The sequence below is a fragment of the Mesorhizobium sp. ESP-6-4 genome (assembly GCF_020164735.1).
Lineage (GTDB): Bacteria > Pseudomonadota > Alphaproteobacteria > Rhizobiales > Rhizobiaceae > Mesorhizobium.
The window spans coordinates 135143-147892 of the sequence record NZ_JAIUGS010000001.1 but is presented as its reverse complement, the minus strand read 5'-3'; the positions used below and the strand labels follow the sequence as shown (position 1 = coordinate 147892).

At 65.0% G+C, this 12750-nt stretch carries 10 protein-coding genes; 8 read left to right on the top strand and 2 right to left on the bottom strand.

From position 1 onward, the window contains the following. Positions 1 to 5: 5 nt before the first annotated feature. Entirely contained in the window at positions 6 to 1661 is a 1656-nt protein-coding gene (locus tag LB523_RS00740) for an ABC transporter substrate-binding protein (protein WP_224600558.1), read from the bottom strand. Between the two features lie 177 nt (positions 1662 to 1838). Next, positions 1839 to 2732, bottom strand: a complete 894-nt coding sequence (locus tag LB523_RS00735) for a LysR substrate-binding domain-containing protein (protein ID WP_095768685.1) — start codon at positions 2730 to 2732, stop codon at positions 1839 to 1841. Positions 2733 to 2901: 169 nt separating this feature from the next. Here LB523_RS00735 and LB523_RS00730 point away from each other — a divergent pair, with 169 nt between their 5' ends. From LB523_RS00730 to LB523_RS00695, 8 genes are all read left to right on the top strand, one after another. Beyond that, complete coding sequence (locus LB523_RS00730) at positions 2902 to 4299, top strand: MmgE/PrpD family protein (protein WP_224600557.1); 1398 nt, start codon at positions 2902 to 2904, stop codon at positions 4297 to 4299. A 7-nt stretch (positions 4300 to 4306) separates the two neighbouring features. Continuing rightward, positions 4307 to 5548, top strand: coding sequence for an FAD-dependent oxidoreductase (locus LB523_RS00725; protein ID WP_224600556.1), 1242 nt, complete (start codon positions 4307 to 4309; stop codon positions 5546 to 5548). A 3-nt stretch (positions 5549 to 5551) separates the two neighbouring features. Continuing rightward, positions 5552 to 5818: a sarcosine oxidase subunit delta gene (locus LB523_RS00720; RefSeq protein ID WP_224523179.1), complete on the top strand. Its 267-nt coding sequence runs from the start codon at positions 5552 to 5554 to the stop codon at positions 5816 to 5818. Then, positions 5815 to 8670, top strand: a complete 2856-nt coding sequence (locus LB523_RS00715; protein WP_224600555.1) for a 2Fe-2S iron-sulfur cluster-binding protein — start codon at positions 5815 to 5817, stop codon at positions 8668 to 8670. Before LB523_RS00720 ends, LB523_RS00715 begins: the two co-directional genes overlap by 4 nt. Next, a complete protein-coding gene (locus LB523_RS00710; RefSeq protein WP_224600554.1) occupies positions 8671 to 9252 on the top strand; it encodes a hypothetical protein in 582 nt (193 codons plus the stop codon). A gap of 2 nt (positions 9253 to 9254) precedes the next feature. Beyond that, the gene (locus LB523_RS00705) at positions 9255 to 10163 is read left to right on the top strand and encodes a dihydrodipicolinate synthase family protein (protein ID WP_224600553.1); all 909 of its coding nucleotides are present in this window, start codon (positions 9255 to 9257) and stop codon (positions 10161 to 10163) included. 7 nt (positions 10164 to 10170) lie between these two features. After that, a complete protein-coding gene (locus tag LB523_RS00700) occupies positions 10171 to 11139 on the top strand; it encodes a D-2-hydroxyacid dehydrogenase (RefSeq protein ID WP_224600552.1) in 969 nt (322 codons plus the stop codon). 62 nt (positions 11140 to 11201) lie between these two features. Beyond that, positions 11202 to 12743, top strand: a complete 1542-nt coding sequence (locus tag LB523_RS00695) for a trimethylamine methyltransferase family protein (RefSeq protein WP_224600551.1) — start codon at positions 11202 to 11204, stop codon at positions 12741 to 12743. The last annotated feature ends 7 nt before the right edge of the window (positions 12744 to 12750 follow it).

Sequence of the window (12750 nt, the reverse complement as noted above, 5' to 3'; positions counted from 1 at the left end):
CCGGTCTAAGCCCTATCCAACCAGACCTTGTCGAGCTGCAGTTCGAACGTCTGGTGCATGCCGAGGTTCTTCACATAGGTGGCGTGGTGGCGGTAGAGCGAGCGCCAGAACGCTTGGACCAGGATGCCGGAGTCCTGCAGGATGAACTCCACGTCCTTCATCAGTTCCTTGCGCTTGGCCGGGTCGGCGATGGCCATCGCTTCGTTGAGCTTCTTGTCGAACTCCGGATTGGCATAGCCGGACTCGTTCCACGCCTCACCGCTGCGATAGGCGATCGCCAGCACTTGGACGCCGAGCGGCCGCATGCCCCAGTCGGTGGTCGACCACGGATATTTCGTCCAGTCGTTCCAGAACGAGGAGCCCGGGATGATGGTGCGCTTGACCTTGAATCCGGCGTCGCGCATCTGCGCAGCGACGACATCGGCCGGATCCTTCACATAGTCGGCGTCGTAGGAGATCAGCTCGAACTCGTGATCCGTCAGGCCGGCCTCGGCCATCAGCGCCTTTGCCTTGGCCAGGTCGCGCGGGACTTTGGGCAGTTCGTAATATTCCGGATGGATGGGGCAGACATGGTGGTTTTCGGCGACTTGCCCCAAGCCGCTATAGCCGAGTTTCAGCACCGTCTCGTTATCGACTGCAAGCTGGATGGCATTGCGCACGCGCTTGTCGTCATAGGGCTTGTTGGTCACGTTGGTGCGCAGCACGATCGTGCCGGCGGTGACAACCTGCTCCTTGACCAGGCCCATGCTGTCATAGAGATCGACCGTGCCGCCGACCGTTTGGTAGTTGCAGTCGATCTCGCCGGCCTCGAAGGCGCTGCCGATGGCGGGGTTGGATGCGTCGGATCCGTAGTCGATCCAGTCGACGCCGTCGAGATAGGGCTCGCCGCCGAACCAGGTGAAATCCTTGCGCCGCCGCACCGAGGCGGACTCGCCGACCTTGTAGGAGATCAGCTCATACGGGCCGGTGCCAGGCGTCTTCAGCATATTGGCGCCGTTCTTGTCGAAGTCGCGATGGACGATAACCGCCGGATAGTCGGAGAAGCCCGGGATGATGGTGACATCGGACTGATTGCATTTCAGCTTCACCGTATGGTCGTCGACCTTGGTGATGGCGCCTTTGGTAGCTTTTTTCGTAGCGGCGTCGATCAGCGAGCCCATGCGCCCGGCCATCGAGTTGCCCTCGGCCGCCTTATCGCACCAGCGCTCGATGTTGTAGACGATGTCGTCGGCGTTGAAGTCGTCGCCATTCGACCATTTCACGCCCTTGCGCAGATGCAGCGTGTATTCGGTGGCGTCGTCGCTCACCTCCCAGCTCTCGACCAAATGGCCCTCGAAGGTGAAGTCGGTGGTGTAGCGGATCATGTAATCGTTGCACTGGCGCATGACATTGGCGATTTCCGACCAGTCCCAGGCGCGCGGATCCTTCATGTCCTTGATGATCATCTGCATCTTCAGGATGCCGCCCTTCTTGCCGGGCACGGCTGCCGAGGCCTTGGCCGGCTCCATCCCTGCCATCGCATAGGCAAGCGCCGTTGAAGCACCCATCACGCTTGCCATGGCTAGGAATTCGCGGCGGTCCATCCGCCCGCCTTTGACTTCAGCTGCGTAGCTTTCGATGACCGCCGGCACGCGGTCACCGTTGCTCTTGAACATTGTCATCGTTGTTCTCCGGTTCAGGGCTTTCCGCCCGTTGCATTCCCCTTGCGGCTCAGCATGTTAGGGGTGATGCAAAAATCGCGGAAGGGCTCGACCCTTCACAAACCGCAGAAAACCGGCCCTTGAGGCCTAAAAAAACAAGGGCATTGGCTAGCTAAATTTTTGAAGGAGCGGATAGCCCTATGGTCGGGCGGCGTCTTCCTTGGCCCTGGACAAGATCCATTCCCTCACTGTTCGGGCGATATTTCCCTTCGAAAGCTGGCTCTCGGTGAGATAGTAATTCCAGGGACTTGGCGGCCGCACCGGAAACGGCTCGACGAGAAGCCCGCGGCGCATATAGGCATGCGCCAGCGAGCGCTGCGTGGCAACGAGCCCCGCCCCCATCGCGGCGAGCTCGAGCGCGATGTTGGAGGCGTTGGTCGACAGGCCCTTGTCATGGTCCTCCATGTCAACGCCGAGCGCCTCGGTCACCGCCTGCCAGTATTCCTGGCGGCCATGCACGAAGATCCAGTCCACCTTTAGCATGTCCTGCGGCGTCTTCAGCGCATGCTCGCCCTCGAGCAAGGCAGGGGCGCAGAGCAGCACCAGTTCGTCGTTCCAGAGCGGGATCGCCGCCGGCGGCCTGTCATCGAAACGCCGCGTGGAGATTGTGATGTCGGCGATCTGCTCGTTCAGATCCTCCCAGATCGTGCCGTGCAGGACGATCTCGATCTCAGGATGCCTCTTGCGGAAGGCGGCCATGCAGCCCGCCAGCCAGTTTTCCGCAAGGCTCATCGGGCACGAAACCACGACTGTCCGGTTGCGAGAGGACGCGACGATCGCCTCAGTCGCCTGGTCGATCTGATCGAGCGCCTGGCGCAAGGTCGGCAGGAACGCCTCCCCCATCTCGGTCAACTTCAGGCTGCGCGGATAGCGGATGAACAGCTGCCGGCCGATATAATGTTCGAGCGCGCGCACATGCGTGCTGACCGCGGCTTGCGTGTAGCCCAGTTCCTTGGCAGCGGTGGTAAAGCTCAGATGCCTGGCCGAGCTCTCGAACGAGCGGATATAGTTCAAGGGGGGTGGCGGCTTCATCCCGGTCTCCTGTTCCACAGTTGCCTAGCTATCGCATGGGCAACCGGGCGTTCAATCGCAGACAAGCGACATGGCATCAATATTTTTGGCCAAAGCCGCCAAACTAATCGCGTGCCTGGGCGATGAACCCAATTTAATGATGTTGTGAGAAGACAGGGGAGATAAGCGCGTGGCTGTGCCGTCATACCGGCGTGAGGGGCCTGTCGTCAGTTCCGATACGTTCACACGCCTGGCCGATTTCGTGCTGCGGCGTCCAGCTTCCGTCTTCCCTCAGCCGGTGCTCGAACAGGCCCGTTACCTCCTGCTCGACACGCTGGGCATCGCCGTTGCGGCAGGACCGATGGAGGCCGGCCGCATCGCCCGCGACGCCGCCGTCCTGCTCTATGGCTCGGGCGACCCGCAATATTCCGCCCGCATGCTGTTCGACGGACGGCGCGCCAGCATTGCCGGCGCGGCCTATGCCGTCGCCACGCAGATCGACAATCTCGACGCCCACGACGGCTACAGCCCCACCAAAGGCCATATCGGCGTGGCGGTCGTGCCGGCGCTTGCAGCACTCGCGGAGGCGAGGCCCGACCTCACCGGGCCGGAGGCGCTGGCGTCCCTGGTCGTCGGCTACGAAATCGCCGGCCGGGCCGGCATCGCCTTGCATGCGACGGTGAGCGACTATCATACCTCCGGCGCCTGGAACGCCCTGGGCGTTGCGGCGATCGCGGCACGGCAGCGGCGGCTCGACGAAACGCAACTGCGCGAGGCGCTGGGCATTGCCGAGTATCATGGCCCGCGCAGCCAGATGATGCGCGAGATCGCCACGCCAACCATGCTGCATGACGGCTCCGGCCTCGGCGCTCTCGTCGGCCTCTCCGCGGCAGTGCTGGCCGAGCGCGGCTTCACCGGCGCGCCGGCGATCACGGTAGAGGCGCCGGAGGTCGCGATCCATTGGCAGGATCTCGGCGTCTTCTGGCAGTCGCTCCATCAATACCTTAAACCCTACCCGATCTGCCGTTGGGCACATGCGGCCATTGATGCCGTGCGTGGACTTTGCCTGGCGCACAACCTTGCCCCGTCCGACATCGGCCATGTCCAGGTCAACAGCTTCCACTATGCCGCAACGCTCTTCGACGGCATGCCGGACACGACCTCGAAGGCGCAATACAGCCTGCGCTTCGCCGTGGCGACCTTCATCCTCCATGGGCGGATCGGGCTCGAGCATATTTCCGGCTCCGGGCTCGTGGACGCCGCGGTCGCGGACATGCTGACGCGCATCACGGTGACCGAAACCGAGCGCCACAGCGCCCGCTTCCCGGCCGGCCGCTGGGCCGACGTCGTCATCACGACGACGGACGGACGTGTGCTGGCGTCCGGCGACGTGCATGCGCGCGGCGGCCCGGAAGCGCCGATGACCAGGCAGGACGTCGAGGCCAAATACATGGAGTTCGCCGCGCCCGTGCTCGGATCTAGCCGCGCCGCTGCGATCCGCGACGCGGTGCTTTCGCTCGACGACCGCAACAGCCGCTTCTCCGATCTGTCGGCGCTGCTCTACGATCCTCCCAAGATTTCGAGCTGAGCGCGCAATGCCCCTCAGGCTCCTGAAATACGGTCTCAGCAGGGACTATCCGGTGAGCGGCGACATCCCCGCCACGCCCGAGCTGAAGCCGGCCTATGATGTCGTCATCATCGGCGGCGGCGGGCATGGACTGTCCTGCGCGCATCACCTTGCCAAATATCACGATATAAGCAGCGTGGCGGTACTGGAGAAAGCCTATCTCGCCGGCGGCAACACGGCGCGCAACACCACCACCATCCGCTCCAACTACATCACGCCGGAAGGCATCGCTTTCTACAAGGAAGGCGTCGAGCTGTTCGAGCGGCTCTCGCACGAGCTCGATTTCAACGTCATGTTCTCGCAGCGCGGCCAACTTACGCTGGCGCATAGCGAGGCGACGATGCGCAGCTTCCACATGCGCGCCGAAATGGGCAAGCATATGGGCACGCGCACCGAGGTCGTCGACCAGAAGGGCGTCGAGGAGCTCTGTCCGCTTTTGAATATGGACTATGGCGGCCCGCTCGAAATCCTCGGCGGGCTCTGGCATGCCGACGGCGGAACGGCGCGCCATGACGCCGTCGCCTGGGGCTACGCCGCCCAGGCGTCGCGACGTGGCGTCGAGATCCACCAGCGCACCGAGGTGCAAGACTTCGAGGTCGTCGGCGACCGGGTCCAGGCCGTCAGGACGAACAGGGGCCGCGTCGCTTGCGGCCAGGTGCTGATCGCCACCGGCGGCATGAACTATGACGTCGCGCTGAAGGCCGGCGTCGAGCTTCCCATCCGCTGCTATCCGCTGCAGGCAATGGTGACCCAGCCCTTGAAACCCTGGCTGCACACGCTGGTCTCGTCCGTTTCGCTGCACACCTATCTCGTGCAATCCTCGCGCGGCGAAATCGTCATCGGCGGCGGCTCCGATCCCTACCAGCTCTATTCGACGCGCTCGACGCTCGACATGAAGGAGCACCTCGCCGAGGGCGCCATCCACCTCTTCCCCTTCCTGCAGGGCGTGCGCCTACTCCGGCAATGGGCCGGCATCACCGACATGACGCCGGACTACAGCCCGATCATGGGTGCCAGCCCCCTCGCCAATCTCTGGCTCGATTGCGGCTGGGGCACCTGGGGCTTCAAGGCGACGCCCGTCGCGGGCAAGCGCATGGCGCAGACCATCGCCGAGGGCCGCGTGCCCGATATCCTCAAACCCTTTGCGTTGGAGCGCTTCGAGACCTTCCGGCTGCTCAACGAAATGGGCGCAACGGCGGCGAGCCACTGATCCATGAAACTGCTTACCTGCCCCATGAACGGCCTGCGCAACATCGACGAGTTCCAGTCCTTCGGCCCGGTGCGTGCGCGGCCCGATCCGGACGCAACCGCCGATACCGAATGGTCGCGACATCTGTTCCGCGCAGAAAACCGCAAAGGTATCGTGACCGAATGGTGGCGGCACGTGCCGAGCAACTATTTCTTCCTGGCCGAGCGCGATCTCGTCAGCAACGAGATCATCCGCACCTTCGACGCGTCCGAGCTGCGGGACCGCGCATGAACCGGCTGCCCGCCCCTTTCGGAAGCCGCATCGATCGGAGCCGCCCTGTCCGGTTCAGCTTCGAGGGCAAGCCCGTCCAGGGCTATGAAGGCGACAGCATCGCCAGCGCCCTCGCCGCTTCCGGCCAATGGGTGTTGTCGCGCTCGTTCAAATATCATCGACCGCGTGGCATCCTGTCGATGACCGGGACCGACGCCAACGCGCTGGTGCAATTGCCATTCGAACCGAACGCTGCAGCCGAGCGCACGCCGATCAGAGAAGGGCTGCGGGTCAGCGCACAGAACGTCAACGGCTCGCTTGAGCGCGACCGCGACGCCATCATGGACAGGTTCGGCCGCTTCCTGCCGGTCGGGTTCTACTACCGCACGTTCATGGGTCCGCGCCGCGACAGCTGGCTGAAATTCTGGGAGCCGATGATCCGCCGCAAGGCGGGCCTTGGCGTGGTCGACACCAAGGCGCCGCACCGGCATTTCGACAAGACGCATCTCCATTGCGACGTGCTGGTGGTCGGCGCCGGCCCGGCGGGATTAAGCGCCGCGATCGCCGCCGCTGAGGCCAGCGTCGATGTGGTGCTATGCGACGAGAATCCGGAGATCGGCGGCGCGCTGAGCTATGGCCGCTACGATCCGGCCATCCTCTCCGGTCTGTTGGCAAGGCTCGAGTCGCTGCCCAATCTTAAGGTGCTGACCGGCACCGTCTGCAATGGCTGGTACGAAGACAACTGGCTGCCGCTGATCGAGGGCGATCGCCTCTATCGCACGCGCGCTCGCGAAGTGATCCTGGCGACCGGCGCCATCGAGCAGCCCGCCGTCTTCCGCAACAACGACCTGCCGGGGATCATGCTCGGCGGTGCTGCCCAGCGCTTGATCCGCCACTACGGCGTGCGGCCAGGTCAGAGCGCCGTGGTGCTGGCCGCCAATGACGACGGCTACAGGACGGCGCTCGATCTGGTGGACGCTGGCGTATCGGTCGTCGAGCTCATCGATCCGAGACCGGCCGGCGAGGCAGGTCCGCTGGAAGCCGAACTCCGCGGCAGAGGCGCCGCCATCCGCAAAGGCGCAACCGTCGAGGCGGCGGAAGGCACGGCCGCAAATCGTCACCTTGCCCGCGTCCGTATCGGCGGAAACTGGATCGCCTGCGACTTGCTGACGGTTTCGATCGGCCAGGCGCCGGCATGGCAACTGCCGTGCCAGGCCGGCGGCAAGGTCGGCTATGATGCCGCGATGGGAGCCATGACGATTACGCTTCCGCAAGGTCCCGTCCATCTCGCCGGCGCCGTTGCCGGATCGGACGATCTTGAGGACGCGATCGCCAGCGGCCGTTGCGCGGCGGCAGCCGCGCTTTCCCGGGTCGGCCATGCGGTCGCGGAAGAACCTCCGGTCAGTCCAAAGACCGCCCGACCACGCTATGTGCAGCCCATCGTGGCCGACCCCAAGGGACGTGACTTCGTCGACTTCGACGAGGATCTGCAAGTCAAGGATCTGCAGAACGCGACCAAGGACGGCTATCGCGAGATCGAGCTGGTAAAGCGCTTCACCACGGTCGGCATGGGCCCGAGTCAGGGTCGCCATTCGGCCTTGGCGACCGCCCGCATCGTCGCCGAGGCGACCGGTCGCACGGTCGGCGAGATCGGCATCACCACGGCGCGGCCTCCTGTCGGGCCGGAAACGCTCGGCCTGCTTGCCGGTCACCACGAGGCGCTGGAGCGCCGCACGGCGCTGCATGCGCGGCACATCGCGCTGAACGCCGCGATGAAGCCGGTCGGCGCATGGTGGCGGCCTTATTACTATGGTGACGCAAGCAGCGCTGACGAGTCTGTCCGCCAGGAAATCCTGGCCGTGCGCGAAGGCGTCGGCCTGCTCGATGTCTCGACGCTCGGCAAGCTGGAGATCCGCGGGCCGGATGCCGGCGAATTTCTCGACCGCCTCTACACAATGGCGCATGCCAATCAGCCGGTGGGTCGTGTCCGCTATTGCCTGATGCTGAACGAGATGGGCTCGGTGGTCGACGACGGCGTCGCCTACCGGATGGCCGAGGATCAGTTCTATGTGACGGCAACCACCGGCGCCGTCGCGCGCGTCTATGCCGACATGCTGTTCTGGAATGCCGAGTGGCGTCTGAAGGTCGATGTGCTCAACCTTACCGGCGCGTTCTCGGGCCTCAACGTCACCGGACCCAAGGCGCGTTTGGTGCTGGAGGCGCTGGAGAGCGACATCGACTTCAGCCGCGACGCTTTCCCTTATCTCAGCGGCCGCGAAGGCATGGTCGCAGGCGTCCCGGTGCGGGTGATGCGCATCGGCTTCACAGGCGAGCTCAGCTATGAATTGCACTGCCCTTCGAGCCTGGCGCCGAGCCTCTGGGATGCGGTGATGGCGGCGGGCCGGCCGCATGGCCTGCTTCCCTACGGACTGGAAGCGTCGCGTATCTTGCGCCTGGAGAAAGGCCATATCCTGATCGGCCAGGACACGGATGCGATCACCACCCCGGACGAACTGGGCTTCGGCTGGGCGGTCTCGAAGAAGAAGCCGTTCTTCATCGGCAAGCGCTCCATCGAGATGCGCGCGAGGCTCGGTCTGACCCGCAAGCTGGTCGGGCTGCAATTCCCTGCCGGCGCCCGCAACATCCCCGGCGAAAGCTGTCTGGTGCTGCGCGGCGGCGCGCCTGTCGGTCAGATCACCTCGGTCGGATATTCGCCGTCACTTGGGCATCACATCGCGCTCGCCTATGTCCATGTCGACGACCAGGCGGAAGGCAGCCGCGTGACGGTGAAGTGCCGCAATGGTGAACTGGTCGAAGTGCCGGTCGTCGCCCACGCCTTCTTCGACCCGACCAACGCGCGGCAGGAGATCTAGATGGCCGCCAGCACCGCGACGCGCATCTACCCCTTCATGCCTGGCGGCGCAGCCGACGGCCCGGAGCTGATTTCCGGCGCGGTCGTGCTGAGCGACCTCACGGACCGCCCGCGCTTTGGCCTGAAAGGCGGCGGCAGTGCCGCCTGGCTTGCCGCGCAGGGCGTTACGCTGCCGGCCGTCAACCGCATCGGCGACCACCGCGGCATGCGGGTTCTGCGCCTCGGCAACGAGGACATCCTGCTTCTCGCGGAGGACGCCGGCGAGACTCTCGCCGAAGTCAAAGCGGCCTGGCAGGCCGCGACGGCGCCAAAAGGCTACTCCTCATGGCGCGAGGAAGGCTGGGCATGGATGCGCCTTTCCGGTCCCCGCCTTGCCGAAGCGATGAGCGCGCTTTGCGCGCTGGACCTGAGACCGCAAAAATTCGGCGCCGACGATATCGCGCAGACACGCGTCGGCCATATCGAGGCCGTGACGTTCCGTTCGCCGGCGGGTTTCGACATACTCTTCGACATCACCGCTTCGGCCTACTTCGCCCGCGCCGTCGCGGCGGTGGTCGGCCACACAGGCAAGCATAGAGGATAGTCATGACCCGCCCGCAAGGAACCATCGCCCCGATCCTGACGCCATTCGAAGATGACGGCCGCATCGCGCACGATCTGTGGATCTCTCACGCCAAATGGGTGCTCGGCCAAGGCGCGCATTTCCTCTCGCCCTTCGGCACGACGGGCGAAGCGCTGTCGGTGTCCTTGCGCGAGCGCATGCAGGCGCTGGAATGGCTGGTCGAGGCCGGCATTGCGCCGGACCGGCTTATGCCCGGCACCGGCGTCACCGCGCTTCCCGAAACGGTCGAATTGTCGGCCCACGCCGTCGGCCTCGGCTGCGCCGCCGTCATGGTGCTGCCCTCCTTCTTCTACACCGGCGCCGGCGACAACGGCCAGGCGCGCTACTACAGCGAGCTGATCGAGAAGGTGGCAAAACCTTCGATGCGCGTGATCCTCTACCACATCCCGCAGAACTCCGGCGTGCCGGTCAGCCCTGCCCTGGCGGCCAGGCTGAGCAAGGCGTTCCCAAACACCGTTGTCGCCTACAAGGACAGCGCCGGCGACTGGAACAACACCGCCGCCGTCATCTCCGCCGCGCCCGATATCTCGGTCTTTCCGAGCTCCGAGGCGCAGCTCACCAAGGGTCTGGCGAGCGGCGCGGCCGGCTGCATTTCGGCCACCGTCAATTTGAACGCCGCCGCCATTCGCCGCCTCTATGACGCGGCCCGGCAGGGCGAGGACGTCGCCGAAGCCGATGGCGCTATCAAGACGTTCCGGAAGGTCGTTCAGGATGCCGGGTTGATCCCTGCGATGAAGGCGGTGCTTGCGGTCAAGTCCGGCGACCGGCGCTGGCTGAACCTGCGCGCGCCGCATGAGAATGCGACGCTCGAGAACGGCCGGGCGCTGCTTGCCGTCCTCGGCAGCGCCGCCGATCATATCGGCCGCGATTGAGTTCGCAATGTCGGCGCGCCCAACAATCATCCTGCACACCAACAAGCCTGCCGGCGCGCTCGCGGTGCTTGCCGAGACACATCCGGATCTGGATGTTCATGCCTGCGACACCTATGCCGGCCTCCCCGCTTTGATCGAGCGGACCGCCGCGGAAGTGGTCTATTCGATCCGCTTCGACGGCACGCCGCGCTATCCGCGTCAGGCTCTCGTCGAGAGCCCGACGGTGAAATGGATATCGATCGGCGGCTCGGGCACCGACCATCTCGGACGTTGGGATCCCGCGCATGTGACGGTAACGAATTCAGCAGGCGTCGCGGCCGGCATGCTGGCCGAATATGCGCTTGGCGCCATGCTCTCTTTCTCGCTCGACCTGCGTGGCTTCGAGCGCCGGCAGCAGGCCCGCCAATGGGGCGGCGGCCGCGTCGAGCCGATCGAGGGCAAGACCGTCCTCATTGTCGGCCTCGGCAAGACCGGCGAAGCCGTCGCGCGCCGCGCGCAGGCGATGGGCATGCACACCCTCGGCATCCGGTCGCGACCGAAACCGATGCCGTCGCTCGACGAAGTGCGCGGCCCCGACGCGCTGTTGGCACTGATTGGCCGCGCCGATTTCATCGTCTGCTGCGTGCCTCTGCTGTCCACCACGCGCGGCCTGCTGGGCGAGGCCGCTTTCGCCGCGATGAAGCCGTCCGTCGTTCTCATCGACATTTCGCGCGGCGGCGTCATCGAGGAAAAGGCCCTTCTCGCCGCGCTTGATGCGGGGCGGATCAAGGGCGCGGCGCTCGATGTCTTCGCGACCGAACCGCTCCCGGCGGAGCATCCGCTCTGGAGCTACGACAACGTTGCTGTCACGCCGCATTGCGCTGCGGTTTATGACGGCTGGGACGTCAAGTCGGTGCGCATGTTCGCCGACAATCTGGCGCGCTACCGCCGCGGCGAGCCGCTGGAGAATGTGGTCAATCCGGAACGCGGCTACTGAAAGCAATTCCAGGAAAAGTGCAGCGGTTTTCCGTGCGAGAACAAGAATCGAAGGGGAATGCTATGTCACAGGACAGGCGCGGCGGTGGCCGCAGATCGAAGCTCGGGCGCGGTGGCGGCGGCATCGCGCAGCTGCCGTGGCAGAGCGTCAAGAACCCCTACCCGCCCATGCAGCTCCTTGACGAGGAGCGCATGGAGCAGTTGCACAAGACCTCGATGCGCATCCTGTCGGAGCTCGGGATCCGCGTCATGAGCGAAAAGGTTATGGACCTGTTCGCCAAGGCTGGCGCCATCGTCGATCGCGAGGAGCGGACCATCCGCATCGACGAGAGCATCGTGACGGAAGCTCTGAGCAACGTGCCCTCCTCCTTCACGCTGACCAGCCGCAATCCGGACAAGCAGATCCATTTCGGCGGCAATTCACTGGTTTTCGGCCTGGTCGCCGGTCCGCCCAATGTGCATGACCGCATCAACGGCCGCCGTCCGGGCAACCTCCCCGATTACCAGAACTTCATCCGGCTGGCGCACCACTTCAACGCCATCCACATCATCGGCAACCAGGTGGTGGCGCCGATCGAGCTGCCGGCGAATTCCCGCCATCTCGACACCTACCATGCCAATCTGACACTGAGCGATCTCTCCTTCCATTGCACGGCGATCGGCCGCGCCAGGGCGATGGACGGCATCAACATGATGGCGGTCGCGCGCGGCATCTCGGTCGAGGAGATGCGCGCCTCGCCGGGCGTCACCACGATCATCTCGATCAACTCGCCGCGCCTGTTCGATGACGCGATGGCGGAAGGCCTGATCGCCATGGCCGAGCACGGCCAGCCGGTGACGGTGACGCCCTTCACGCTGATGGGCGCGATGACGCCGGTGACGCTGGCCGCCGCGCTCTGCCAGCAGAACGCCGAGGCGCTGTTCGGCGTGACGCTGACCCAGCTGGTCAACCCCGGCACGCCGGTGATGTACGGCGCCTTCACCTCCAATGTCGACATGAAGTCGGGCGCGCCGGCCTTCGGCACGCCGGAAAACGCCAAGGCCAACATCATCGCCGGCCAATTGGCGCGGCGCTACAACCTGCCCTACCGCACCTCAAATGCGAATGCCTCCAACGTGGTCGACTTGCAGGCCGCCTACGAGACCGAAATGGCGACATGGGGCGCGGTGCTCGGCGGCGCCAATTTGATCTATCACGCCGCCGGCTGGCTGGAGGGCGGGCTGACGGCGTCCTACGAAAAGCTCGTGCTCGACGTCGAGATCCTGCAGAACATGATGGAGTTCCTGCGGCCCTTGCCCTTCCAGGAGGAAGACCTAGGCTTCGAAGCCATCAAATCGGTGCCGGCCGGCGGCCATTTCTTCGGCGCCGAGCACACCATGTCGCGCTACACCACCGCCTTCTACCAGCCGATGCTCTCCAACTGGCAGAACTACGGCGCCTGGCAGGAAGCCGGCGGCAAGGATGCGCTGGAGCGGGCGACAGAGCTCTGGCAGCAGGCGCTGCACGACTATGAGGAGCCGGTCATGGATCCTGCAATCCGCGAGGAGCTCGACGCCTATGTCGCGCGCCGCCGCGAGGAGATCTCCGCCAATCCGGAAGCTTAGGACACTA